This is a genomic window from Vandammella animalimorsus (assembly GCF_002288875.1).
Taxonomy (GTDB): domain Bacteria; phylum Pseudomonadota; class Gammaproteobacteria; order Burkholderiales; family Burkholderiaceae_C; genus Lampropedia; species Lampropedia animalimorsus.
The window spans coordinates 240203-265051 of sequence record NZ_NTBH01000003.1; the positions used below are offsets into that span (position 1 = coordinate 240203).

Here is a 24849-nt window from a genome sequence, read left to right on the forward strand (position 1 = left end):
ATCGGTCAAAAAGGATGAAATATGAGCACCATTCTTAGTCAACGCATTAAAAACTTTATTGAGGCCAATATAATGGATCACATTTACCTGGATTGTCGAAAAGGAAAAGATGATTCGCAAATATATTCACGCGGCCTTGTGGCTATTGCGATTTCTGAATTGAGTTCACTCCCGTACCAGAGTATAAGCCAATATATTGTAGATGGAGTTGGGGATAATGGAATAGATGGGGTTTATTATGATAAGAATAAAAATCGATTAATTTTTATTCAGGCAAAATGGTCAAACAAGGGGACATCAACAATAGAAACCGGGGACATGCATAAATTCATTTCCGGAATCTATAAAGTATTGAATGTGGATTGGGTAAAGTTTAATGAGCGATTTAAGCCAATATCTCATGAGATTGAGCAGGGTATTAAAAAAGATCCCCAAATATACGCTGCAGTCATCTATAACAGCGAAAATCCAATCAGCAAGGATTGTCAGGATATTGTAAATAAATTTTTATCCGATAACAATACGGACGCGGAAGAGGTTGTGAAATTTGATGTTTTTAATACAACAAAAATTATTAGATCAATCAAGAGATCTAAGTCTGGCGCCTCAACCGATGTTGAGCTAAATCTTTTGCAATGGGGAGAGCACAAAGAGCCCTATTACTCAATATACGGAAAGGTGTCCTGTGCCGATGTGGCTGAATGGTATAACCAGTACGATAGAGCATTGTTCACAGAAAATATTCGCGACGCAATTCCAGAAAGTGAAATAAATAGTCAGATTGAAAAATCTCTTGTAGAGAGTCCAGCAGACTTTTGGTATTTAAATAACGGACTCACCGCGATAGCGAGTAAGATTTCTAGAAAGAGAATAGCCTTGGGAGACTTGAAAGAAAGTTCATACTGGAACATCGAGAACATTAAAATTGTTAATGGTGCGCAAACGACAAGTTCTATTTTTAATGCTTCTAGACGCAATCCCAAGGCGGTAGCGCAGGCATTTGTTCAGATAAAGATCGTCTCGTTGGAAGAAACCCCCTTGGAGCTCTCAAATCGCATTACAACGGCAACAAACACACAGAATAAGGTTGAGCCCAGAGATTTTCTTGCTTTGGAGGAAGCGCAGAATGGCCTGGCTGAGGCATTTCAAAAAATTGGTGTTACGTACTGCTTTCGGCGAAGTGACAAACCCACGGGTTCTGATAGTGGTTTGGATGTTGAGGAGCTTGCATTGATGCTTGCTGTTTCTAGCGAATCAATGTCAGATGTCGTAATGGCGAAGCGAAATCTTGGTGCTCTTACTGATCCCAAAGCGCACTACCAGAAATTATTTGCATCAATCCCTAAAGCCTCTGAAGCATGGGAAAGAATACAGATTTTAAGAAAAATTCGCATTATGCTTGATGATTATACGAAAGATCAAAAAGGCAGGGATCAGCAAATTCTCGTGCATGGAAATAGATTTATAGAAAATATTCTTATTAAGCACGTGTCAGCCCCCCATGACCGTCATTCGATATCAAAGGTCCACAGCGAATTGAGAAATGTAATCTCAGAGGATTATCCGGATGCCTATTTGGCGGTTTTATTTAAAAATACAAAAAAATGCCAAAACATGATGGATAAAATATTGTTTAGGCTAAATCCAGTAGCAGATTAGTCTAAAATGATCTGCCAAGAATTGTATTGACCCAGCAGAACCTGCACAGGTCAGGCCGCTAAAGCATAAGCCTCAGCGGGCGTCTTCATGCCCAGCGCCTGGTGAGGACGCTGGTGGTTGTAAAAGCCGATCCAATCGCCGATCACGCGGTTGGCGTGCTGCAGGGTTTCGAATCGGTGGCGGTGCACGCATTGGTCTTTGAGCGTGCGGATCACGCGCTCGATCATGCCGTTTTGCTCAGGGCTGTATGGGGTGATGAACTCCTGCTGCAGGCCATAGCTCTTGACCAGGGCTGTGTAGCTGCGGCTGGTGAACACCAGGCCGTTGTCCGATCTCAGCAGGAACGGGTGCTTGACCTTGCCCAGGCAGCCGTAGCGGGCGATCAGCGCCTGCTCCAGCGCTGCCTCGGCGGTCTTGGATCGGCCGCTGCGGCTGAGGTGCCAGCCCAGCAGCTCGCGGCTGTAGCAGTCGATCACCAGGGCCAGCCAGGCCCAGCCATCACGGCCTGTCCACACCCGGCACAGGTCAGTCGACCAACGCTCATCAGGCGCTTTGGCCACGGATGGCAAGGCCTGGATGCGTGGCCTGAAGCCCACCGGGCGCTTGCGCACCTGCCAGCCCAAGATCTGGAAGATGCGCTGCACGGTGTTCTTGTTGAACCCGAGCAGGTGCGCTACCGTGCGGTAGCCGAACGACGGGTTCTCTTCGATCATCGCCTTGATCGGCTTGACGAACTGCTCCTGCACCTTGGGCGCGGCTTTGGTGCTGCGGTAGTACACCGTGCGTCGGGGTATCTCGAACCACTGGCACAGCTTGACCAGGCTGACCTTGAACCCGTCTTCAGCCAATCCCTACGGAAGGCTGAGGATCATTTCTCGTCCTCGTTGCCCAGCAGGGACGCCAGCTTTTTTCTGGCACGCAGCTCCAGCATGGCTTGGCCGTAGGCCTCCTGCAGCTCACGCAGTTGCTTCTCGTACTGCTCCTTGATTTCCAGCGGCTTGGTACGCAGGGCGTTCTCCATGCCCCGCTTACCTTCATCGACCCACTGCTCCACCTCGCAGGGGTTCAGATCGAAAGCCCGGCTAGCCTCCGAGACTGTCGTCTTGCCCTGGATGATGTCCAGGACCAGGGCCGTTTTACGCTTGGCCGTCCAGCGCTTGATGTCGTCTTCCATCAGGGTGCTCATCGTCGTTTCCTTCAACATTAACTCCTGTGCAGGTTTTCACTGGGTCAATACAGAATTGGGGTTCGATGGGCATTTTTACGCACCACTGGCCGATGATTGGGTATTTTCCAAAAATCGCACAAAGGCCAAGCGCGCCTGATCGCCAAATGCAGTCAGAAGCAATTGCACGTCCAAGACGCTCAGACATGGGCACGAATCAACCCCACAGCTGCAGAGCCGAAAGCCTGATTCCGCCGCCACACCAGCTCCAAGCCGCGCTGCGAAGTCCGCCGAGCGTGCGCAGCGCCTGGCCGATGCCTTTGGCCAAACCGTACCCACCGTTGCCACCAGCTCGCGCAGACCCTCACGCACAGTTACGACGAAGCGCTAAGCGGATGCCCATTCCGGTAGAGCGGGCGGCCCAGCCCGCTTTCGGGGGCTTCAAGACCGGACCGCACCTTCCTGGTGCGGTGTGCTTCAGAGCCTCGGCGCCGGTCATGACACGCCTCCTGTGACGCAGCCAGCGCAAGGCGCCACAAACCACGCCAGCGGCCAAAGCTCTGTCAGGTGCTGCGCCGGTTTCAGCCATGCGCGAATTTTTTGGCGTGATGGCTTCGCACGGCCTGAAGCGGGGCACTGATGCCACTTCACGCTTCACCGCCGATACGCTGGCCTCTGTGCCAACGGGGCATCAACGCACAAGATGCCGCGGGCTTGCTGAAGCGGATGGCCTTCCTGCACGCCTTGTCAGCATGCCGCGTTGTTGGCGCTGGTGTTTGAAGGCAGGCACTGGCGATCCGCCCGCGCCCGTTGCGTCGTGACGGTGGCCGGGCGCGGCACGCGCAACTTCAGCCAGCGCGGCTGGGGCTGCGCCCACTTTCCATGCAGCAATCCCACACTGCCGATGGCCGCCGCCGCAGCAACGGCGCGAGCCTTGTCGGCCTTGATGTAATGACCGCTTCTAGCTTCTATTCTGATAGCTGTTTGCGCCTGTCTGCCGGGCATTGGCGCCTTCTTGTTTTATTCATGATGGCGCTGCACCGCCGTCTTGTGGCGCCACGATCAACCGATACCGCGTGCCCCGGCCCTGGCCGGTGCGCTGCAGCAGGCCGCGCCCGGCCAGGTCGCTGAGTTCGCGCCAGGCGGTGGCGCGTGAGACGCCGGTCAGGTTGACGTATTTCTCCGTACTCAAGCCGCCAGCAAAACCGTCGGGGCCGGCGTCGAACAGGCGGCCCAGGGCTTTGCGCTGCGCGGGGCTCAGGTCAGGGTGGGCGGCCTGCAGGGTGGACCAGAAGGCGGTTTTGCCGAGCGCGGCCTGGATGTGGCCGGCCGCGGCCTCGCTGGCGCGCTGCACGCAGGCGGCGAACCACTGCACCCAGGGCGTGACGTCCAGATCGGGCCGGCCGGTGGCGGCCTGCAGTTGCGCGTAGTAGTCGGCGCGCGCGGCCAGCAGCTGGGTGGAGACGCTCATCAACCGCTGCGGGCTTTGCAGGTCTTGCGCCAGCGCCAGCTCGGCCACGGCGCGGCCGATGCGGCCGTTGCCGTCTTCAAACGGATGGATGGCCTCGATCCACAGGTGGGCCAGCGCGGCGCGCGCCACGCCGTCGATGGCGCCCTGGCTGGCGTTGAACCACGCCAGCCAGTCGGCCATGTGCGCGGGCACGTCGGCCGAGGCGGGGGCCTGGTAGTGCAGCAGGTCGGGCCGGCCCAGGCGGGGGGTGACGATTTGCATGGGCTCGGGGTGCGTGCGCCAGCCACCGGTGACGATGGGCGCAAGGCCGCTGCGCCCGGTGGGAAACAGCGCCGCATGCCAGGCAAACAGGTCGGCCGCGGTCAGCGGGCGCTGCCATTGGATGACGGCAGCTTGCAGCACGTCGAGCGTGGCCTCGGTGCGCGCATCGCGCGCGGCGGCGCTGGTACCGGGCAGGCCGAGCCGGCGCGCCACCGAAGCGCGCACCGAGTTGACTTGCAGCACCTCGCCCTCGATCTGCGCAGTGGCAATGGCTTCTTGCGTCCATTCGCTCAGTTGCAGCTCGGCCAAATCGATCAATTGCAGGTGGCTGGCCAAGCCGAGCAGGCGACCCTGGGCCAGGCGCGCAGCGGCCAGCGCGGGCTGTACGGCCTGGGCGTCGAAATGCAGCGCCGGCCAGTGGGGCGACTGCCAGATCCAGCGGGATGGGGATGGCATGAAGCGTATTCTAGGCTTTATCGCCTCATTAATGAGGCGATAAAGAGGGGTTTGCGCTTCAACACCTGAAGCTGCGCACCGGTCGCCTTATTTCCGCTGCCACGCAGACTCTAGGCTGCGTAGTGCACGCCCGTTGCGCGTGCGCAGCGTTTGACCGATGCGTTTGGGCTGCACAGGGGCCGCGCCGCGTGCCTGCTCAGAGGGCTTTGTGGGCGCTGGCTGATGCTGAGCCACGTTCAGGGTTCATCTTCGCCCTCACTATATGCACTGGGAGGTGCGCTGAGTGACATGCTCGGTTCTGTCGCCCCGTGGGCCCTGGCTTTGCAGCCCACCCCGACCTGGGACCAGCGCGTGATTGGCGGGGACTTTGAAGGCAGGCCCTGAAAATCTGTTCAAAATCTCTGAGCGGCAGGCAGTGAAGTGGAGTTGGGCTTTCTGTGGCGCTCGTAAAGCCTTGCGGGGCCGTCTGCGCTATTTGTGTTCCATGGTGGTCTTGCTGTCCACCCCTTCTTGGCCATTCATGCCGAGATCTTGAACGGGCTCTGAGAAGAGCCACTCTGCCAATTCAATCACCAAGGACACGAGCCCATGGCGATTTATTGCATCGGTGACATCCAGGGCTGCGACAGCGCCCTGCAGCGGCTGCTGGATCAGGCCGGCTTTTCCCCCAGCCGCGACCATGCCTATCTGCTGGGCGATCTGGTCAACCGCGGCCCCGAATCGGCCGCCGTGCTGCGCCGCTGCATGGCCACCGATGGGGCCATCTCGGCCATCCTCGGCAACCACGACCTGCACCTGCTGGCGCGGCACTACAAGGCGCGCAAGAAAAACAAGCGCGACACCCTGGGCCAGGTGCTCAAGGCCCCCGATGCCCAGGCCATGCTGCACTGGCTGCGCCATCAGCCGCTGGCGCGCTGGGTGGAGGGCCTGGACGAGCCGCTGCTGCTGGTGCACGCCGGCGTGCTGCCGCAGTGGACGGCCCGGCAGGCGCTGGCGCTGGCCGCCGAGGTCGAGGCCGTGCTGCGCGATGAGCCCCGCTGCATCGACTTCATGCACAGCATGTACGGCAACACCCCCGATGTGTGGGACGATGCCCTGCAAGGCACCGACCGGCTGCGCGCCATCGTCAATGCGCTGACGCGGCTGCGCTTTTGCACGCTGCGCGAGGGGCGCATGGACTTCAGCAGCAGCGAAAGCGCCGCCCACGCGCCCGAGGGCTGCGTGCCCTGGTTCGACGTGCCCTGGCGCGCCAGCGCGGACACCATGATTGCCTTTGGCCACTGGTCCACGCTGGGCCTGCAGGACCGCGACAACGTGCTGGCGCTGGATACCGGCTGCGTCTGGGGCGGCTGCCTGAGCGCCATGCGCTTTGGCGGCGCCAGCCTGGCGCAGCGCGAGCTGCTGCAGGTGCGCTGCGAGGCCGCGCAGACCCCAGGCTGAACCGACACCGGGCCAGCCGCCGCAAGGCGCTTGAAACAGGCCACAATGCCCTTATGTGCAGCCCACTTGCCCTTTGGGCTGCGTGAAGGAATGCCATGACCGACCAAACCAATCCCCTGTCCGTTGACGACCAGACCCCTGGTGAAGACACCCTGCCGCTGCTGCCGCTGCGGGACGTGGTCGTGTTCCCCGGCATGGTGGTGCCGCTGTTCGTTGGCCGGGCCAAGAGCATCAAGGCGCTGGAGCTGGCCATGGGCCAGCAGCGGCGCATCGTGCTGGTGTCGCAGAAATCGGCCTCGCTGGATGAGCCCAAGGCCGAAGACCTGTTCGAGATTGGCTGCACTGCGGGCATCGTGCAAATGCTCAAGCTGCCCGATGGCACCGTGAAGGTGCTGGTCGAGGGGCAGGAGCGCGTGCGCCTGCACGATGTGACTGAGCTCGAATCGCACTTCCAGGCCCAGGCCAGCGTGCTGCGCGCCGATGCGCCCCAGGCGCCGCAGCAGGAGCTCGAAGCCCTGCGCCGCGCCGTGATGCAGCAGTTCGAGCAGTACGCCAAGCTCAACAAGAAAATCCCGCAGGACATTGCCGCCTCCATTGCCGGCATCGACGACGCCAGCCGCCTGGCCGACACCATCATGGCGCACCTGCCGGCCAAGCTCGAGGCCAAGCAGGCCCTGCTCGAAACCCTGGACGTGGGCCAGCGCCTGGAGGCGCTGCTGCAGCAGCTCAACGCCGAGGTGGACATCCTGCAGATCGACAAGCGCATCCGCAGCCGCGTCAAGCGCCAGATGGAGAAAAACCAGCGCGACTTCTACCTCAACGAGCAGGTCAAGGCCATCCAGAAGGAGCTGGGCGAGGGCGAGGACGGCGCCGACATCGAGGAGCTGGAGAAGAAGCTCGACAGCGCCAAGATGAGCGCCGAGGCGCGCAAGAAGGCCGAGGCCGAGCTGAAAAAGCTCAAGCTCATGTCTCCCATGTCGGCCGAGGCCTCGGTGGTGCGCAACTACCTGGACGTGCTCGCCGGCCTGCCCTGGTCCAAGAAGACCAAGATCAAGAAAAACCTGCAGCTGGCCGAGAAGATCCTCAACGAGGACCACTACGGCCTGGAGAAGGTCAAGGAGCGCATCCTGGAGCACCTGGCCGTGCAGCAGCGCGTGGACAAGGTCAAGTCGCCCATTCTCTGCCTGGTGGGCCCGCCTGGCGTGGGCAAGACCTCGCTGGGCCAGTCCATCGCCAAGGCCACGGGCCGCAAGTACGTGCGCATGGCCCTGGGCGGCATGCGCGACGAGGCCGAGATTCGCGGCCACCGCCGCACCTACATCGGCGCCATGCCCGGCAAAATCCTGCAAAACCTCAGCAAGGTCGGCACGCGCAACCCGCTGTTTTTGCTCGACGAGATCGACAAGCTCGGCGCTGATTTTCGCGGCGATCCGTCCAGCGCGCTGCTGGAAGTGCTCGACCCGGAGCAGAACAACAGCTTCTCCGACCACTACGCCGAGGTCGATTTCGACCTCTCGGACGTGATGTTCGTGGCCACCTCCAACAGCATGAACATCCCGCCGGCGCTGCTCGACCGCATGGAAGTCATCCGCCTCTCGGGCTACACCGAGGACGAGAAATTCCACATCGCCCAGCGCTACCTGCTGCCCAAGCAGGTCAAGAACAACGGCATCCAACCCGGTGAGCTGGAGGTGAGCGAAGCCGCCATCCGCGACATCGTGCGCTACTACACGCGCGAGGCCGGCGTGCGCTCGCTCGAGCGCGAAATCTCGCGCATTTGCCGCAAGGCCGTCAAAGGCATCCAGCTCAAGCAGATGCAAGCGCCCGTGCAGGTCACGGCGGAGAACCTGGCCGAGTTCCTGGGCGTGCGCAAGTTCACCTACGGCCGCGCCGAGAAGGACGACCAGATCGGCCAAGTCGTCGGCCTGGCCTGGACCGAGGTCGGCGGCGACTTGCTGACCATCGAGGCCCAGACCATGCCCGGCAAGGGCAACGTCACGCGCACCGGCTCGCTGGGCGACGTGATGAAGGAATCGGTCGAGGCCGCGCGCACCGTGGTGCGCAGCCGCGCGCTGAAGCTGGGGATTGCGCCGCAGGTGTTCGAGAAAAAGGACATCCACATCCACGTGCCCGATGGCGCCACGCCCAAGGATGGCCCCAGCGCTGGCGCGGCCATGGCCACGGCCTTCGTCTCGGCGCTGACGGGCATCCCGGTGCGCGCCGACGTGGCCATGACTGGCGAGATCACGCTGCGCGGCGAGGTCACCATCATCGGCGGCTTGAAGGAAAAGCTGTTGGCTGCGCTGCGCGGCGGCATCAAGACGGTGCTGATCCCCGAGGAAAACGTCAAGGATTTGCAGGAAATCCCCGAGAACGTGAAGAACGGCCTGGAGATCATCCCCGTCAAATGGTTCGACCAGGTGTTGCAGCACGCCCTGGTGCGCCAGCCCACGCCGCTGTCCGAGGACGAGGTGGCCGCAGCCGCCGCATTGCCAGCCACGGCCAGCGCGGCGGCCGAGCAGGGCGCGGCCGGCGGCGGGATGATCGACATCGTCTCGCACTGAGTGTCGATTCTGGTTGCTTGCACAGGCCCGTATGGCAAGCCCTGCGGGCCTTTTGCTTTGGGTGTTTTTGGTCGGTGCGCAGGCCCAGCGCCGGCACAGGCAGAAGCGGGGCTCTGTCCGGCGGGCCATCGCTGCGCTGTCTGTCTGGCTGGCTGGCTTTCAAGGCATGTGCCTTGCCTTGTTCCATTGGCACAGTGCAAGCCCGGCCAGGATGCACAGCGCGGCGGCCAGGTGGTAGTGCATGAAGGGCTCGTTCAGGAGGGCGATGCCCATCAGGCCGCCGCTCAGGGGGATGAGGTGCGTGAACACGTCGGCGCGTGCTGCGCCCACGGCGGCCACGCCCCGGCTCCAGAACACATAGGCCAGCCAGGAGGGGAAGACCACCAGATAGGCCAGGCCCAGCGCCTGCGCCGCGCCCCAGGGCCAGCCGCCGCCGGGCTGCCAGGCCGCCAGCAGCGCGGGCCAGGCGGCGGGCAGCAGCGCCAGCGCCCCCAGCCAGGACGAGAGGGTGACGAAGCTCTCGCTGGACAGCGCCTTGGGCCGGATGCGCAAAAAGGTGCAGTACACCGCCCAGCTCAGCACCGCCGCCATGGCCCACAGGTCGCCGCGCGCCAGCGCCCCTTGCGCCAGCAGGCTGGGCAGATGGCCTTTGGAGAGAATCAGCAGCACGCCCAGCGTGCTCACGGCAATGCCCAGCAGCGCGCGCGGGCGCAATGCATCGCCGAAGAACAGCCGGCCCAGCAGCATCACGATGCAGGGCGAGGCGGCCATGTAGATGGCGCTGCGCACGGAGGTCACAGTCTGCAAGGCCAGGTACAGCGTGACCGGAAAGGCGATCTGCCCCAGCGCCGCCAGAAAGGCCAGACGCCCCCAATCGCTGGCGCTGCGCGGCCACTCGGCCAGCACGCGCCGCCCGAACACCAGGCTGAGCAGCAGCGCCGTGCCAGCCCAGCGCAGGGCCGAGAGCAGCATGGGGTCGATGCCCGCCACCAGCACCCGGCCCACGACGTAGTTGCCGCCCCAGAACACGGCGGCCAGCGACAGCAAGAGGTAGTAGGGCATGGGCAGGCTGTGTGTGCTTCACAAGGGGGCCTAGCATGCCGCCGTCCGCGCTGCGCTGCCAATGCCGAAAACCCGCAGGCCAGCGCACAGCCACAGCCCCTGTGGAAGGTGCCAAAGTGCCGAAAGGGCGCAGCTACAATCGCGCCCTTTCGGAGGGGCTGCACGGATCGCCGCGTGGTTTCGTGTCGGCCTTGTCTTGCCATTTTTGAAGGGGTGTGCAGATGGCTGAGCAAGCGCCAAACCCAGCTGCGTCTGGGTCTGTTTTTCACTTTTCCGCAACCCGTGCCGGCCTGGCGCGTCGCACCAGTCGTGCGTTGGGTGGCTGGGTGCGTGGCCTGGGCCTGGCGGCCGTGCTGGGCTTGGCGGCAGTGGGCGCACATGCGCAGCAGGTGTTGCGCGTGACGGCCATCCCCGACGAGTCGCCCACCGAGCTGGCGCGCAAGTTCGAGCCCCTGGGCCAGTACCTGCAGCAGGAGCTGGGCATGGCGGTGCAGTGGACGCCGGTGACCGATTACGCCGCCGCCGTGGAGACGCTGGCCAATCGCAAGGTGGATCTGGCCTGGTTTGGCGGCTTTACCTTCGTGCAAGCGCAGCAGCGCTCGCAGGGCAAGGCCGTGCCGCTGGTGCAGCGCCAGGAGGACGCGCAGTTCCGCTCGGTGTTCATCACGCGCGCGGGCAGCGGCATCGAGTCGCTGGCCGATCTCAAGGGCCGCACGCTGGCCTTTGGCTCGCAAAGCTCCACCTCCGGCCATCTGATGCCGCGCCACTACCTGCTGGCGCAGGGCATCAACCCCGATGCCGATCTCAAGCGCGTGAGCTTCTCCGGCGCGCACGACGCCACCATCGCCGCCGTGGCCAGCGGCAAGGTCGATGCCGGGGCGCTGAACATTTCGGTGTGGGAGAAGTTCGTGGCCGAGGGCCGGGTCGATGCCAACCAGGTGCGCGTCCTCTACACCACGCCCGCCTACCACGACTACAACTGGACGGTGCACGCCGAAATGCCGGCCGAGTTGCAGGAAAAAATCCGCCAGGCCTTCCTCAAGCTCGATGCGGCCGAGCCGGCGGGCAAGGCCATCCTGGAGCTGCAGCGCGCCACGCGCTTCATCCCCACCGAAGCGGCCAATTACGACGGCATCCGCGCCGCAGCGCAAAGCGCCGGCCTGCTGCGCTGAGCCGTGCACGCTGCCACTGCCGCTGCCATGACCGCCGCCCCACAGGCACCAGCAGCACAGGCACAGGCCCCGGCCCTGGCCTTGCGCGATGCCAGCATTGCGCCCGCTGGCGCGGCCCAGCCCTTGCTGTGCGGCCTGCGGCTGCAGATCGCGCCTGGCGAGCAGGTGGCCCTGATTGGCGCCAGCGGCTCGGGCAAGAGCACGCTGATGCTGGCGCTGGCAGGGGCTTGGCCACTGCAGGCCGGTGCGCTGCACTGGTATGGGCAAGACCCCTGGCAGCTGCCGCGCAGCCAGCGGCAACGGCTGCGGCGCGAGATGTTTTATGCCCCCCAGGTGCCGCCGCTGCCGCCGCGCCAGCGGGTGGTTGCAGCGGTGCTGGCCGGGCGCCTGCCGCACATGGGGCTGGCGGCCAGCTTGCGCACGCTGTGGCACCCGCGCCGGGCCGATGCGCAATGGGCGCAGCAGGCGCTGCTGGCGTTGGATCTGCCCGACAAGCTCTGGCAGCGCGTGGACCGGCTCTCTGGCGGCGAGCGCCAGCGCGTCGGGCTGGCGCGGCTGCTGGCATCGCAGGCGCGCTGCTGGCTGGTCGATGAGCCACTGTCCGCGCTCGACCCCAGCCGCGCGCAGCAGGTCATGCAGGTGCTGCGGCAGACGGCCCGCCAGCGCGGCAATACGCTGCTGTGCAGCCTGCACCAGGTGGACGCGGCGCGGCGCTTTGCGCGCGTGTTGGCCCTCAAGGATGGGGCCATTGCCTACGATGGCCCAGGCAGCGGCCTGAGCGATGCGCTGCTGCTGCAACTCTATGGCAGCACGGCGCTGGACGATGCCCCGGCCGATGTGCAGGCCGCCGTACAGGCCCAAGCCGCGCCCTCGCCCGCATCCGTCTGGGCCGGCCCTGCGCCCTGTGGTTGAGCCAGCAAAGCCCGTGATGACTGAGCAGGCCCACACTGCCCGCACGGCCCGCGCTGCCCAGGCCGCGCCCCGTGGCGCATCCCCGGCAGCTGCCGATGCCGGGCGCGACCCGGCCTGGCTGCGGCGCTGGGCTGCGCTGCTGCTGGCGCTGGCCGTGCTCTGGCCCGTGCTGCGGCTGACGGAATTTCGACCCTGGCAGATGCTGGATGCGCACAGCCTGCAGGCCACGGCCAGCTTTTTGGCCAGCTTCGTGCCGCCGCGCCACGATTGGGCGTTTGTCTGGCTGCTGGCCAAGGAGGCCTGGCGCACCATCGCCATCGCCACGGCGGGCCTGGCGCTGGCCTGGCTCATCGGCGCGCCGCTGGCGCTGATGGCCAGCGCCAGCCTGTCCATCAGCGCCAGCGAGGGCGCGGGCCGCATGGCCGCGCTGCCGCGGTTGCTGCGCCAGCTGCTGCGCTGGCTGCTGGTGGCCCTGCGCTCCATCCCCGAGCTGGTCTATGCCTTGCTGCTGGTGCGCGTGACCGGGCTGGGGCCTACGGCCGGCGTGCTGGCCATTGCCATTGCCTACGGCGGCATGCTGGGCAAGGTCTATGCGGAAATCCTGGAAAGCGCCGATCCGGCCCCGACCCAGGCGCTGCTGCGCGCCGGCTGCGGGCGCCTGCAGGCGTTTTTCTGCGGCACGCTGCCGCAATGCGCGCAGGAGCTGGCCGGCTACACCGTCTACCGCTGGGAGTGCGCCGTGCGCTCGTCCGTCGTGCTGGGTTTTGTCGGCGCCGGGGGCCTGGGTCAGTTGCTCGACAGCGCCGCCAAGATGTTTGCCGGCAACGAGGTCAGCGCCACGCTGCTGGTGTTCATCGGGCTGGTCTGGCTCAGCGACGGCCTGAGCGCCTGGCTGCGCCGGCGGCTGGCTTGAATCGAGGCAGGCGCATGGGCTTTGCATCCAGACCACATGACGCAGCCGCGCCGGGCCAGACTGGCGCCGAACTGCCGCTGCCGCCCCGGCCGCGGCGCAGCCTGTGGACGATCCTGGCGCTGCTGGCCCTGGCGGCCCTGGTCATGGCCAGCTTTGTGACGCTGGACTTGCAGTGGCGCGATCTGTTTTCGGCGCAGGGCCTGGGCGCGATGGCGCAATTCGTGCGCGGCTTCTTCCCGCCCGAGACAGGGCCGGTCTTCTTGTGGCTCACGGCGCGCGCCGCGCTGGAGACGCTGGCCATGTCCCTCTTGGGCACGGCCCTGGCCGCAGTCGGTGGGCTGGCCCTGGCGCTGCTGGCCAGCGGCGCGCCCGCCCAGGCTCGCGGCCAGCGCAGCGGCCGCATGGCCCTGCGCGGCCTGGCGCTGGCGATCTTGAACCTATTGCGCGCCGTGCCCGAGCTGATCTGGGCCGTGCTGCTGCTCATCGCCGCCGGCCTGGGGCCCATGGCCGGCACGCTGGCGCTGGCATTGCACACCAGCGGCGTGCTCGGGCGGCTGTTTGCGCAAAGCCTGGAAAGCGCCGCCCCGGAAGTGGCGCAGGCCCTGCGCCTGCGCGGCGCAGGCGCGCTGCAGACCTTCGCCTGGGCGACCTGGCCGCAGATCGCGCCGCAGCTGCTGTCCTACACCCTGTACCGCTGGGAGAACAACATCCGCGCCGCCACCGTGCTGGGCATTGTCGGCGCGGGCGGCCTGGGCCAGATGCTCAGCTACCACCTGGGGTTGTTTCACATGCGCGAGACCGGCACCGTGCTGCTGGCCATGCTGCTGCTGGTGGCCGTGGTCGATGGCAGCTCCTTTGCCATCCGCCGCGTGATGGCGCGCTGAAATGCCCCAACAGGCCTTCCAACAGGCCTTTCAGGTCTGCGTCAGGTGCCGCGCCAGGGCCTTGCGAAATGGCTGCACGGCCTGGGCCATGCGCAGCGCGCCGCCGCGCAGCCACTGGGCCGGTGCGGCATCGTTGGTGTAGAGCCGGGCGATGGCATTGGTGGCCTGGTACAGCGGCCAGGTGGCGGCCAGGTGGCGGCGCTCGTAAGCCTGGAGAAACTCCTGATCGGCCAGATCGCGGTTGCGGCGCTTGGCCAGCCACAGCTGCTCGGCCAAGCGCTGCTGGCTTTGCAGGCCGAAGTTGAAGCCGTGCGCGGTGATGGGGTGCATGCCCACGGCCGCATCGCCAATCAGCGCAAAACGCGGCGCCACAAAGCGCTGCGCGTACACGCCCACCAGCGGGTAGGTGTGGGGCTCGCCCTCCTTGTGCATTGCGCCCAGGCGGTGCGCAAAGCGCCGCGTGATGCTGGCGGAGAAGGCTGCATCGTCCAGCGCCAGCTCGGCCTGCATGGCCTCGGGCTTGAGCGTGAGCACCACATTGCTGCGCTGGCCGTTGAGCGGCAGCAGCGCCAGCGTCTGGCCCTGGTCGAACCATTGCCAGGCCACGTGCTGGTGCGGCAGCTCGTGGCTGAAGCGGCACACCATCATGGTGCGCGCGAAATCGTGCGTGGCCGCGGCAATGCCCATCATGCGGCGGGTTTGCGAAAAGCGGCTGTCAGCGGCCACCACCAGGCGCGCCGTCAGGCTGCGGCCATCGTCGAGCTGCAGTGTGTGGCGCTCGGCCCCGCAGCGCAGGCCGCTCACGCCCACGCCGCCGATGAGCTGCACCTCGCTGCGCGCCTGCACGGCCTCGAACAAGGCCTTGCGGATCAGGTGGTTGGGCACGAAATAGCCCAGCTGCGCCACGCCCGCGACCTGCGCGTCGATGCGCAGCGCAAACAGCGATGGGCCGTTGAACACCTGGGCATCGCGCAGGGCGCTGACCTGCTCGGGGTCGATGCGCTGCCAGGCGCCCAGCTCCTGCAGGATGCGTTGCGAGGCGTGGGTCAGGGCGATCTCGCGGCCATCGAAGGCCGGCTCGGCCAGGGCCGTCAGCGGCTGGCGGTCGAGCACGGCCAGGCGCAGGCCGCTGCCTTGCATGGATTGGGCGAAGGCCAAGCCCACCGGGCCGGCCCCTACGATGGCAATGTCAACGTGCATGGGCAAGTGCGGGTGTGAGAACAGAATGCTTGAGCGTGCGGCCAGCGCGGGCCGCTGCGCATGATAGCGGCGCGGCGGCCATGCAAAAGCCCCGGGCCGCCGTGCAGGGGGTGCAGGCAGGCCAGGGGCCGGGTGCGCCGCAGAGCGGCTGCGCTCAGTTGTACCAGCGCTGCGGGTCGCGCGTGTAGTGCTGGCTGCTGGGCGGGGCGGGCATGCGCTCGTAGGTGGTCAGCACGCCGCGCTGTTGCCAGGTCATCAGCACCGGCTTGCCGCGCTGCGCCATGGCCGCGCCGAGCAGGTTTTCACGGAACAGGCCGCCGCCGCGCACGCTGCCGGTGATGCGCACATCATTGCCGCCGCGCACGCGCGCCTCGCAAAAGCGCGGGTCGGTGTGGGCGTCGCAGCGCTGCAGCGCATTGGCCTGCAGCTGGCTGTCCGAAGGCGCGCGCGCAGGTGTGCGCGCCAGTGTGGGCTGGCTCCAGGCCGCGCACAGCAGCGCGCCCAGCAAGAGGCCAGCGGCCGAGCGGGTCAGGCGATGCGATGGTGTTTTTGACATAGGTGTTCCTCCTTGGGTGCGGGATTGCTCTCGTGCTTGTGTCGGGCATTCTAGTGGCGCTGCCCTGCAATGGCGATACAAATTCAAACAATTGTCTTGTGGCGGCATCAGACCTTTCTTTGAGCAGGCTCAGAACACTGGGCCGTGCCCCTGCCTTGAAAAGCCTGTGCGCGGCCTCAGATGGCCACGGTCGTGGCGCGCGCTGCGCGCTGCTGCCCCTTCCCCCATTTCTTCCCCATCGATTCCTTGTGACGCCATGAGCACGAAAAAACATGCTTTCCAGGCCGAGGTGGCCCAGGTGCTGCACCTGGTGACGCACTCGCTGTACTCGAACCCTGAAATCTTCCTGCGCGAGCTGATCTCCAACGCCGCCGATGCCTGCGACAAGCTGCGCTTTGAGGCTCTGAACGACAGCGCGCTTTACGAGGGCGATGCCGAGCTGCGCGTGCGCATCCACTTCGATGAGCAGGCCAAGACCCTGACCATCGAGGACAACGGCATCGGCATGAGCCTGCAGGAGGCCATCGACAACCTGGGCACCATCGCCAAGAGCGGCACGCGCGACTTTGCCAGCCGCCTCAGCGGCGATGCGCAGGCCGATGCGCAGCTCATCGGCCAGTTTGGCGTGGGCTTTTACTCGGCCTTCATCGTGGCCGAGCAGGTGGTGGTGCAAACGCGCCGCGCCGGCCTGCCCGCCAGCGAGGGCGTGCGCTGGAGCAGCCAGGGCACGGGCGACTTCGAGGTCGAGACCATCGCGCGCGCCCAGCGCGGCACCAGCATCACCTTGCACCTGCGCGACAGCGCCAGCGAGTTCCTCAACGGCTGGAAGCTGCGCTCGCTCATCAACAAATACTCCGACCACATCAGCCTGCCCGTGCAGATGCAACAGGAGCAATGGCAGGAGGCCGAGCAGGAAGGCCAGCCCGGCGCCATGGTCAAGACCGGCGAATGGGAGACCGTCAACCAGGCCAGCGCGCTGTGGGCGCGGCCCAAGAAGGACATCAGCGCCGAGCAGTACATCGAGTTCTACAAAAACCTCAGCCACGACTTCGAGGCGCCGCTGGCCTGGAGCCACAACAAGGTCGAGGGCGCGACCGAATACACCCAGCTGCTGTACCTGCCGGGCAAGGCCCCGCACGACCTGTGGAACCGCGACAAGCAGGCTGGCCTGAAGCTCTACGTCAAGCGCGTCTTCATCATGAACGAGGCCGATGCGCTGCTGCCCTCTTACCTGCGCTTTGTCAGCGGCGTGATCGACGCGGCCGATCTGCCGCTGAACGTCAGCCGTGAAATCCTGCAGGAAAGCCGCGACGTGCGCGCCATCCGCGACGGCAACACGCGCCGCGTGCTGGGCATGCTCGAAAGCCTGGCCGAGGAGGATGCAGCCGCAGCGCCCGCGCAGCCCACGGATCAGGCAAATCAGGCCGAGCAGGCCGGTGACGTGACCGACGTGGTCGATAAGAACGCCCCGGCCGCCGATGCCGCCCAGCCGCAGGGCGAAGGCAAATACGCGCGCTTTTACGCCCAGTTTGGCGCCGTGCTCAAGGAGGGCCTGGGCGAAGACTTTGCGCACCGCGAACGCATTGCCCGCCTGCTGCGCTACGCCTCGACCCACAGCGACAGCCCCAGCGTTGGCCTGGCCGACTACAAGGCGCGCATGAAGGACGGGCAAAAGGCCATCTACTACATCACCGCCGACAGCCTGGCCGCCGCCAAGAGCAGTCCGCAGCTGGAGCTGTTCCGCAAAAAAGGCATTGAAGTGCTGTTCATGACCGACCGCGTGGACGAATGGGCCATGGGCTTTGTGCACGAGTTCGACGGCACGCCGCTGCAATCCATTGCCAAAGGCGCGGTGGATCTGGGCGAGCTGCAGGACGAAGCCGAACGCCAGGCCGCCCAGGCCGCGGCCGAGCAGTACCAGCCCCTGGTCGAGCGCCTCAAGACCGTGCTCAAGGGCAAGGCCGAAGACGTGCGCGTGACCACCCGCCTGGTCGATTCGCCCGCCTGCCTGGTCGTGCAGGACGGCCAGATCAGCAACCAGTTCGCGCGCCTGCTCAAGCAGGCCGGCCAGGCCCTGCCCGAGACCCTGCCGGTGCTGGAAGTCAACCCCAGCCACGCGCTGGTGCAGCGCCTGCAGGCTGCGCAGGACGCCCAGGCCGAAGGCGGCGACTTCGAAGACCTGGCGCACGTGCTGTTCGACCAGGCCCTGCTGGCCGAAGGCGGCCTGCCAGACGACCCGGCCGCCTACGTGCAGCGCATCCACCGCCTGCTGCTGGCCCCTGCGGGCTGAGTAGAGCCCCCTACTGCCTGCTGTCCCGGCACGCAGGCAGTGGGGCGCCTTCTTTGGCCCCCTTTTCTTGGCGAGACAAGAAAAGGAGGTGCGCCGCCGGGCGCATATCCTGGCCTGGGCGCTCCAAGCCTGCACAGTCGGCCGTGACAAGGGCGCGGCCAGCCCCCTGCCAGCCTCATTCAGCCCTTGGCGCCACAGCCATCGTGTGACAATCGCGCCCCATGAGTCCACAGCAGTACGTCGCGCACAAGGCCGCCGCATCGGGCAGCAGCTTTTACTACGCGTTCCGTTTTCTCCCGGCGCCGCGCCGCGCGGCCATTACGGCCTTCTATGCGTTCTGCCGCGAAGTGGACGACGTGGTCGATGAAGTCAGCGACGCCGGCGTGGCCGCCAGCAAGCTGGCCTGGTGGCGTTCCGAAGTGGCCAATGCCTACGCCGGCCGGCCCAGCCACCCGGTCATGCAGGCGCTGATGCCCGCCGCGCAGGACTGGGGCATCGAGGCCGCACACCTGCTGGCCATCATCGAAGGCTGCGAGATGGACCTGCAGCAAACCCGTTACCTGGACTTTGCAGGCCTGCAGCGCTACTGCCATCTGGTGGCCGGCGTGGTGGGCGAGGTCGCCGCGCGCATCTTCGGCCAGACCCAGGCGCAGACCACGCAGTATGCGCACACCCTGGGCCTGGCCTTTCAGCTGACCAACATCATCCGCGACGTGGGCGAGGACGCCATGCGCGGGCGCATCTACCTGCCCGTGGCCGAGCTGCAGCAGTTCGAGGTGCGCGCGCACGAAATCACCCAGCGCAGCTACTCGGAGCGCTTTGCCGCGCTGATGCGCTTTCAGGCCGAGCGCGCGCACCGCCTCTACGACCAGGCGCTGGCGCTGCTGCCCGAGCAGGACCGGCGCAGCCAAAAGCCCGGGCTGATGATGGCGCACATCTACCGCACCTTGCTGCGCGAGATCGAGCGCGACCAATTCCAGGTGCTGCACCAGCGCATCCAGCTCACGCCGCTGCGCAAGCTCTGGCTGGCCTGGCAGGTGCAGGCGCTGGGGCGCATGCCGCGCTGAGCCGCGCGGCGCAAGGCGCAAGCAAGGTAGGCCAATGGCGGGGGCAGCAACAGCGCAGGCCGGGACGTTGGCAGGGCTGCGCCTGGCCGTGGTCGGCGCGGGCTGGGCCGGCCTGGCCGCCGCCGTGGCGGCCAGCCAGGCCGGCGCGCAGCTGACGCTGTTCGAAGCCAGCCGCCAGCCTGGCGGGCGGGCGCGCAATGTGGCGCTGGCCGGCGCGGGCGGGCAGCCCGCCTTGCGGCTGGACAACGGCCAGCACATTCTGATCGGCGCCTACCGCGCCAGCCTGGGCTTGATGCACACCGTGGGGCTGGACGTCGCGCGCTGCCTGCAACGCCTGCCGCTGGATTTGCGCGATGCCCAGGGCCAGGGCCTGGCCCTGCCCGCCTGGCCCAGCCGGCTGCCTGCGCCGCTGCAGGCGTCGGCCCAGGCCTTGGGCACGGCCTGGGCGCTGCTGCGCGCGCAAGGCTGGGGCTGGGGCGAGCGTCTGGCCCTGCTGCGCCGCCTGCAGGCCTGGCAGCGCGCTGGCTTTGCCTGCGCGCCCACGGCCAGCGTGGCCCAGCTGTGCGCCGGCCTGCCGCAGGCGGTGGTGCAGCAGCTCATCGAACCGCTGTGCACCGCTGCGCTGAACACGCCACTGGCCCAGGCCAGCGGCGCGGTGTTCTTGCGCGTGCTGCAAGACAGCGTGGCTGGCGGGCCGGGCAGCGCCGACCTGCTGCTGCCTACAGTGCCGCTGGGCGACTTGCTGGCCGAGCCGGCATGGCGCTGGCTGCAGGCGCAGGGCGCGCAGCTGCGCCTGGGCCAGCGCATCAACCAGTTGCAGCCTGTGGCAGACAGTCAAGCAGGCGCAGGCTGGCTGCTGGACGGCCAGCGCTTTGACGCCGTGCTGCTGGCCACCCCGGCGGGCGAGGCCCTGCGCCTGCTGCGCCCGCTGGCCGCCGAAACCGCGGCCGGGGCCGGGGCGGCGGCCAGCGATTTGCGCAGCTGGCTGCAACAGGCCCAGGCGCTGCGCCACGAGGCCATTGGCACGGTGTTCCTGCGCGCAGCAGATGTGGATACGACCCCGCCATCGCCCAGCCTGTTGACGCGGCCCATGCTGGCGCTGGCGCCTGGCGGCGTGGCCCAGTATGTGTTCGACCGCCAGCAATTGACGGGCGAGCCCGGCCTGCTGGCCTGGGTGGCCAGCACCCTGGATGCGGCGCTGGACAAGGCCGCGCTGACGCAGCGCGTGCTGGCCCAGGCCCAGGCCCTGCCCGGCCTGGCAGGGCGCCGCTGGCAGCCCGTGGCCAGCATCATCGAAAAGCGCGCCACCTTCGCCTGCACGGCCGGCCTGCAGCGCCCCGGCCAGCAGCCTTGCAGCGCCTGGCCCCGGCTGCTGGTCTGCGGCGACTACGTGCACGGCCCCTACCCAGCCACGCTGGAAGGCGCAGTGCGCAGCGGCCAGCAGGCCGTGGCCGCGCTGTGCCGTGCAGTGGCTGGCGCGCACAGCGCCTGATGCCGGGCTGGCCATCCGCGTCTTTGCTTGCATGGCTTTTGCAAAGATTGCGCCTTGTAGTTGCCGACCGCTGTGGGTTGGAGTGCCGGGGCCGGGATGTGCGCCCGGCGGCGCACCTCCTTTTCTTGTCTCGCCAAGAAAAGGAGGCAAAAGAAGGCGACCTCGCTGCCTGCGACCCCGGCGCTGCGCGCCGGGGTCGCAGGCAGAAGGGGGGCTCTGCCCGGGCCATCGCTGCGCTCGGCCCTTGGCTTGGGGTGCCTGATGGCAGGCGGTGGCGATGAGAGCCGATCCTAAAAATGTGAACAAGGTGCGGGCCGGCCTGTGACCCATGGCGCGCAGCGGGCTGGCGTGTGCATCACTGCGCCGCGCGGCGCTTGCTGGATGGGGCGGGCGGCGGCGCGGCTACGGCCGAGCAGCCCGGGCCGCTGAGGCGGCTGTGGCCGCCGGGCAGGGGCGTGAGCACGATTTGCGTGGCGATGCGCTCCTTGAGGGCCGGCACGTGCGAGATCACGCCGATGAGCTTGCCCTCCAGGCGCAGGCTGGCCAGCGTGTCCAGCGCCGTCTCCAGCGCCTCGTCGTCCAGCGTGCCAAAGCCTTCGTCGAGAAACAGCGCGTCCACGCGCACGTTCTGGCTGGCCATGTGCGACAGGCCCAGCGCCAGCGCCAGGCTGACGATGAAGCTCTCGCCGCCCGAGAGGTTCTTGGTCGTGCGCACCAGGCCTGCCTGGTCGTTGTCGATCACGTTCAGCTCCAGCGGCTGCGCCGGGTCGCACACCAGCAGGTAGCGCCCGCTCATCTTCTGCAGCTGGCGATTGGCCTGGGCCACCACCATGGCCAGGCTCAGGCCCTGCACGAAGTGGCGGTACTTTTTGCCATCGGCCGAGCCAATCAGCGCGTGCAGCGCCTCCCAGCGCAGGCATTCGCGCTGCTGCGCCTCGATGGCCTGGCGCTGCGCCTGCTGCTGATCGGCCAGGCGCTGCTGCTCGGCCAGGCGGGATTTGAGCGTGCCCAGCGCCTCCAGCGCCTGGCGCTGCTGCGCGGCCAGCTCGGCCTGGGCCTGCTGCAGGCTGGGCAGCGGCGGGGGCTCGTCGGGGCGCTCGGCCTGCAGGGCGCTGCGCTGCGCTTGCAGCGCCTGCTGCTGGCTGTGCAGGCGGGCCTGTTCGATGCGCAGCTGCTCGGCCTGCTGGGTCAGCTGCTGGCGTTGGGCGGGCGGCAGTGTGGCGGCGCGGTAGGCGGCCTCATCGGCAAAGCCGCGCGCCTGTAGCTGCGCGGCGAACTCGGCCGCCTGTGCGAGCAGCTGCGGCGCGCGATCGGCCTGGGCCTGCTGCAGCGCCTGGCAGCGGCTTTGGTGTTCGAGCTGTGCGGCCTGGGCCTGCCGCCAGTGCCGCTGGGCCTGTTGCAGCGCCTGGGCGGCGGCTTGGCAATCGGCCTGCAAACGCTCGGCCTGGGCCGTTGGATCCTGCGTGCCGAACAAGGCCTGACGCTGCGCCTGCAGTTGCTCGGTGGCCTGTTGCAGAGCCTGGCACTGGTTGCGCTGCTCGGCCCATTGCGCCTGCAATTGCTCGGCATGCTGGGCCTGCTGCGCAATGCGCTGGGCCAGGGCGGCGAGCTGCTGTTGCAGCGCGCCATGTTGTTGTTGCAGCAGCAGCCATTGCGCGCGGCGCTGCTCCAGCGCCTGCAACAGTGCCTGCAGGTTTTGTTGATCGACCTCGTCCGCGTCGGCCAAGGCCTCGGTGTGGTCTTGGGCCGCAGGATGGGGCGCGGCGGCCCAGCAGGGCAGGGCGTGTTGGTCTGGCAGGCTCTGCAGAGCCTGCCGCAATGCCTGCCGCTGCGCGGCCTGCGCCGCCTGCAGGTTGTGCAGGGCCTGCTGCCGTTGTTGCAAGGCGTGCTGGGCCTTGGCCAGCTGCTCGGCTGCGGCATGGCTGGCCTGTATGGCCAGATCGGCGGCCTGGCGCTGCTGCTCCAGCTGGGCGTGGCTGTGGGCGATGGCCTGCGCCAGCTCTTCGGCTTCGGCCAGGCGCTGTGCGCTGGCCTGGCATTGCGCGGCCTGTTCGGCCTGCGCGGCGTGCAGGGCCTGGGCCAGGGCATCGAGTGCGGCGCTGTGCTCCGGCCCCTGGGCGTCGGCCGGCCATTGGGCCAGGCGCTGCAGCAGGGCGGTGGCGGCCTGCTGCGCCTCGCAGGTCGGCGGCGGCAGTGCGGCAGGCGCTGGGGCGGGCGGCCGGGCCAGGGCCTCGTGCAATGCCTGCAGCCTGGCCAGCGCGGCTTGGGCGCGCTGCTGCTGCTGCTGGCTGTGCTGCCGGGCCTGCTGGGCCTGTTCATGGCTTTGGCTGTGCCGCAGTTGCTGCTGGGTGTGCTCGGCGCGGCATTGCTGCAGTTGCGCGCGCGCGGCCTGGATGCGCTGGGCCGTGGCCTGTGGCTCGGGCTGCGGTTGGGCCTGGGCAAAGGGGTGTTCGAGCGCGCCGCACAGCGGGCAGGGCTGGCCGTCCTGCAAGGTGTGGCGCGCTTGCTCCAGGCTTTGGATGCGCAGTTCCAGCTGGTGTTGCTGCTCCAGCAGCTGGTGCTCGCGCTCCAGGGCCTGCAGCTGTTGGGCCAGTTGCTGCTGGCGCTGTTGCGCCTCATGGGCCTGGGCCTGGCAGTGTTGCGCTTGGGTCAGCCCATTGGCGGCGGCCTGCTGGGCCTGGCGGGCTTCGTCGGCAGCGGCCTGGGCCTGGGCCAGTTGCTCCAGGCGGGCTTGCAGGGCGCCGTGGTGGGTGCGCCAGTGGCCCAGCGATTGCTGACCCAGCAACTGGGCCAGCTGCGCCTGCTGCCGGGCCAGTTGCTGCTGCTGCGCCTGCAGCCCGGCCTGGCAGGCCTGCGCTTGCTGCTGTTGCGCTTGCTGGTGTGCTTCGGCCTGGGCCAGGGCCTGTTCAGCCTGGGCCAGTTCGTGGCGCAGGGCGGCGGCCTGCTGCGCGCCTTGCTGCAGCGTGGCAATGCGCTCGCGCAGGGCGGAGAGCTCCTCGACGAGCCGGGCATCGCCGGCGCGCCGCTGCTGTTGCGCCTGCAGGGCCTGCAGCTGCTGCTCGGCCTGGGCCTGCTCCTGCAGGCTGTGCCGGTGTTGCGCCTGTTGTTGCTGCAGGCGTTCATGCAGTGCTTGCAGGGCTTGTTGTTGCTCGCTGAGCTGGCGCTGCTGCTGCTGGCGCTGCCAGTCCAGCGCTTGCACCTGTTGAAGCAGTTCCTGGCTTTGGGCCTGGGTCTGCTGGGCCTGCTGCAGGCGTTGCTCGGCGGCCTGTTGATCGGCCTGGGCCTGCGCCAGTGCCTGCTGCTGCGCGGCGCTGTGCGCCTGCAGGCTCTGCAGCTGCTGGGCGTCGCTGGTTTGGGCCTGGCGCAGCGCCTGCAGCGCGGCGTCGGCGGCGGCCAGCTCCAGCGCGCGCTGCGCGGCGTCGAGCCGGGCCTGCTCGGGTGCAAAGCGCGCCTGCTCGGCCTCCAGGGCTTGCTGGGCGGCCAGCCATTGCGCGTGTTGTTGCTGCAGCTGCTGCAGGCGCTCGCGCCAGGCAATGGCCTGGGCCTGCTCGGCCAGCTGGGCCTGCAGCTGGGCTTCGTGGGCCTGTTGGGCGACCAGTTCCTGTTGCAGCTGGGCCAGCTCCTGGGCCGGCAGCGGCTGCACGCCCTGCAGCGCGGCGCGCAAGGCCTGCAGTTGCTGCTGCTCTTGGCTGTGGCGCGCGTGCACGTGCATGGAGATCTGGCTGTAGATGCCGCTGCCGGTGAGGTGTTCGAGCAGCGGCGCGCGCTCCTCGGGCCCGGCTTGCAAAAAGGCGGCAAAACCGCCCTGGGCCAGCAGCATGGAGCGGGTAAAGCGCATGAAGTCCAGCCCGGTGAGGGCTTCGACGCGCTCGGCCACGCCGCGCAGGCTGCTTTGCAGAATCTGGCCGGTGTCGGCGTTGGCGATTTCGTGGCGCGGCGCTTGCAGCTCGCCCTCGGGCTGCTTGCGCGCGCGGCGCTGGCTCCAGTGGCAGCGCCAGCGCCCGGCCGGGGTTTCGAAGACGACCTCGGCAAAGCATTCGCCGCTTTGGCGCGACATGATGTCGTTGCCGCTCTTGCCGATTTTGGCCAGGCGCGGCGTGCGGCCGTACAGCGCCAGGCAGATGGCGTCCAGCAGCGTGCTCTTGCCCGAGCCGGTCGGGCCGGTGATGGCAAACAGGCCCTCGCTGGCGTAGGCCGGGTGCGTGAGGTCGATGTGCCACTGGCCGCTCAAGGCGTTGAGGTTGCTCAGGCGGATGTGCAGGATGCGCATGGGGCGGTGTGGCAA

The 24849-nt window shown here is 66.8% G+C and carries 18 protein-coding genes; 10 read left to right on the plus strand and 8 right to left on the minus strand.

Annotated elements, in window-relative coordinates:
- Positions 1-21: 21 nt before the first annotated feature.
- The gene (locus CLI93_RS06580) at positions 22-1659 is read left to right on the plus strand and encodes an AIPR family protein (RefSeq protein WP_095542145.1); all 1638 of its coding nucleotides are present in this window, start codon (positions 22-24) and stop codon (positions 1657-1659) included.
- Positions 1660-1709: 50 nt separating this feature from the next.
- On the opposite strand, the gene CLI93_RS06585 is transcribed toward CLI93_RS06580, so the two are convergent.
- The 4 genes from CLI93_RS06585 to CLI93_RS06600 form a co-directional block, all read right to left on the minus strand.
- Complete coding sequence (locus CLI93_RS06585) at positions 1710-2507, minus strand: IS3 family transposase (protein WP_095542060.1); 798 nt, start codon at positions 2505-2507, stop codon at positions 1710-1712.
- A 20-nt stretch (positions 2508-2527) separates the two neighbouring features.
- Positions 2528-2845, minus strand: a complete 318-nt coding sequence (locus tag CLI93_RS06590; protein ID WP_095542061.1) for a DUF1153 domain-containing protein — start codon at positions 2843-2845, stop codon at positions 2528-2530.
- Positions 2846-3571: 726 nt separating this feature from the next.
- The gene (locus CLI93_RS14815) at positions 3572-3829 is read right to left on the minus strand and encodes a hypothetical protein (RefSeq protein ID WP_143326372.1); all 258 of its coding nucleotides are present in this window, start codon (positions 3827-3829) and stop codon (positions 3572-3574) included.
- A 19-nt stretch (positions 3830-3848) separates the two neighbouring features.
- The gene (locus CLI93_RS06600) at positions 3849-5012 is read right to left on the minus strand and encodes a Fic family protein (protein ID WP_095542147.1); all 1164 of its coding nucleotides are present in this window, start codon (positions 5010-5012) and stop codon (positions 3849-3851) included.
- Positions 5013-5600: 588 nt separating this feature from the next.
- On the opposite strand from CLI93_RS06600, the gene CLI93_RS06605 reads away from it, so the two are divergent.
- Both CLI93_RS06605 and lon read left to right on the plus strand, forming a co-directional pair.
- Positions 5601-6452, plus strand: coding sequence for a symmetrical bis(5'-nucleosyl)-tetraphosphatase (locus CLI93_RS06605; RefSeq protein WP_095542148.1), 852 nt, complete (start codon positions 5601-5603; stop codon positions 6450-6452).
- 95 nt (positions 6453-6547) lie between these two features.
- Positions 6548-9016 (plus strand): endopeptidase La, encoded by a 2469-nt coding sequence (lon, locus tag CLI93_RS06610; RefSeq protein WP_095542149.1) that lies wholly within the window; start codon positions 6548-6550, stop codon positions 9014-9016.
- A gap of 159 nt (positions 9017-9175) precedes the next feature.
- Here the strand turns inward: lon and CLI93_RS06615 are convergent, their stop codons facing one another.
- Positions 9176-10078 carry a DMT family transporter gene (locus CLI93_RS06615; protein ID WP_095542150.1) on the minus strand — a complete coding sequence of 301 codons (903 nt, stop codon included), beginning with the start codon at positions 10076-10078 and terminating at the stop codon, positions 9176-9178.
- Positions 10079-10392: 314 nt separating this feature from the next.
- On the opposite strand from CLI93_RS06615, the gene CLI93_RS06620 reads away from it, so the two are divergent.
- Genes CLI93_RS06620 through phnE form a run of 4 tightly spaced genes read left to right on the plus strand, consistent with a single transcriptional unit; the run spans position 10393 to position 13959 of the window.
- Entirely contained in the window at positions 10393-11250 is an 858-nt protein-coding gene (locus CLI93_RS06620) for a putative selenate ABC transporter substrate-binding protein (RefSeq protein ID WP_420823113.1), read from the plus strand.
- A gap of 27 nt (positions 11251-11277) precedes the next feature.
- The gene (locus CLI93_RS06625; protein ID WP_095996001.1) at positions 11278-12162 is read left to right on the plus strand and encodes a phosphonate ABC transporter ATP-binding protein; all 885 of its coding nucleotides are present in this window, start codon (positions 11278-11280) and stop codon (positions 12160-12162) included.
- A 16-nt stretch (positions 12163-12178) separates the two neighbouring features.
- Positions 12179-13075 (plus strand): PhnE/PtxC family ABC transporter permease, encoded by an 897-nt coding sequence (locus CLI93_RS06630; protein ID WP_095542153.1) that lies wholly within the window; start codon positions 12179-12181, stop codon positions 13073-13075.
- Between the two features lie 14 nt (positions 13076-13089).
- Positions 13090-13959, plus strand: a complete 870-nt coding sequence (gene phnE / locus CLI93_RS06635) for a phosphonate ABC transporter, permease protein PhnE (protein WP_095542154.1) — start codon at positions 13090-13092, stop codon at positions 13957-13959.
- Positions 13960-13989: 30 nt separating this feature from the next.
- On the opposite strand, the gene ubiM is transcribed toward phnE, so the two are convergent.
- Both ubiM and CLI93_RS06645 read right to left on the minus strand, forming a co-directional pair.
- Positions 13990-15159, minus strand: a complete 1170-nt coding sequence (ubiM, locus tag CLI93_RS06640; protein WP_095542155.1) for a 5-demethoxyubiquinol-8 5-hydroxylase UbiM — start codon at positions 15157-15159, stop codon at positions 13990-13992.
- 154 nt (positions 15160-15313) lie between these two features.
- Positions 15314-15715: a hypothetical protein gene (locus tag CLI93_RS06645; RefSeq protein ID WP_143326373.1), complete on the minus strand. Its 402-nt coding sequence runs from the start codon at positions 15713-15715 to the stop codon at positions 15314-15316.
- Between the two features lie 256 nt (positions 15716-15971).
- Here CLI93_RS06645 and htpG point away from each other — a divergent pair, with 256 nt between their 5' ends.
- The 3 genes from htpG to hpnE all read left to right on the plus strand — a co-directional run bounded on the left by htpG (position 15972) and on the right by hpnE (position 20564).
- Positions 15972-18005 carry a molecular chaperone HtpG gene (gene htpG, locus CLI93_RS06650; protein ID WP_095996000.1) on the plus strand — a complete coding sequence of 678 codons (2034 nt, stop codon included), beginning with the start codon at positions 15972-15974 and terminating at the stop codon, positions 18003-18005.
- Between the two features lie 221 nt (positions 18006-18226).
- Positions 18227-19072, plus strand: a complete 846-nt coding sequence (hpnD, locus tag CLI93_RS06655) for a presqualene diphosphate synthase HpnD (protein WP_095542158.1) — start codon at positions 18227-18229, stop codon at positions 19070-19072.
- Between the two features lie 34 nt (positions 19073-19106).
- Entirely contained in the window at positions 19107-20564 is a 1458-nt protein-coding gene (hpnE, locus tag CLI93_RS06660; RefSeq protein ID WP_095995999.1) for a hydroxysqualene dehydroxylase HpnE, read from the plus strand.
- A 355-nt stretch (positions 20565-20919) separates the two neighbouring features.
- Here the strand turns inward: hpnE and CLI93_RS06665 are convergent, their stop codons facing one another.
- On the minus strand, positions 20920-24849 hold the full coding sequence (locus CLI93_RS06665) for an AAA family ATPase (RefSeq protein ID WP_172425533.1): 3930 nt from the start codon (positions 24847-24849) through the stop codon (positions 20920-20922).

Excerpts from the sequence above, each read along its gene's own strand:
- CLI93_RS06625 (WP_095996001.1), top strand. The coding sequence starts at position 11,278 with ATGACCGCCGCCCCACAGGCACCAGCAGCACAGGCACAGGCCCCGGCC.
- CLI93_RS06580 (WP_095542145.1), top strand. The coding sequence starts at position 22 with ATGAGCACCATTCTTAGTCAACGCATTAAAAACTTTATTGAGGCCAAT.
- CLI93_RS06600 (WP_095542147.1), bottom strand. The coding sequence starts at position 5,012 with ATGCCATCCCCATCCCGCTGGATCTGGCAGTCGCCCCACTGGCCGGCG.
- CLI93_RS06645 (WP_143326373.1), bottom strand. The coding sequence starts at position 15,715 with ATGTCAAAAACACCATCGCATCGCCTGACCCGCTCGGCCGCTGGCCTC.
- hpnD (WP_095542158.1), top strand. The coding sequence starts at position 18,227 with ATGAGTCCACAGCAGTACGTCGCGCACAAGGCCGCCGCATCGGGCAGC.
- phnE (WP_095542154.1), top strand. The coding sequence starts at position 13,090 with ATGGGCTTTGCATCCAGACCACATGACGCAGCCGCGCCGGGCCAGACT.
- CLI93_RS06630 (WP_095542153.1), top strand. The coding sequence starts at position 12,179 with ATGACTGAGCAGGCCCACACTGCCCGCACGGCCCGCGCTGCCCAGGCC.
- htpG (WP_095996000.1), top strand. The coding sequence starts at position 15,972 with ATGAGCACGAAAAAACATGCTTTCCAGGCCGAGGTGGCCCAGGTGCTG.
- CLI93_RS06605 (WP_095542148.1), top strand. The coding sequence starts at position 5,601 with ATGGCGATTTATTGCATCGGTGACATCCAGGGCTGCGACAGCGCCCTG.
- ubiM (WP_095542155.1), bottom strand. The coding sequence starts at position 15,159 with ATGCACGTTGACATTGCCATCGTAGGGGCCGGCCCGGTGGGCTTGGCC.
- hpnE (WP_095995999.1), top strand. The coding sequence starts at position 19,107 with ATGGCGGGGGCAGCAACAGCGCAGGCCGGGACGTTGGCAGGGCTGCGC.
- CLI93_RS06615 (WP_095542150.1), bottom strand. The coding sequence starts at position 10,078 with ATGCCCTACTACCTCTTGCTGTCGCTGGCCGCCGTGTTCTGGGGCGGC.
- CLI93_RS14815 (WP_143326372.1), bottom strand. The coding sequence starts at position 3,829 with ATGCCCGGCAGACAGGCGCAAACAGCTATCAGAATAGAAGCTAGAAGC.
- lon (WP_095542149.1), top strand. The coding sequence starts at position 6,548 with ATGACCGACCAAACCAATCCCCTGTCCGTTGACGACCAGACCCCTGGT.
- CLI93_RS06590 (WP_095542061.1), bottom strand. The coding sequence starts at position 2,845 with ATGAGCACCCTGATGGAAGACGACATCAAGCGCTGGACGGCCAAGCGT.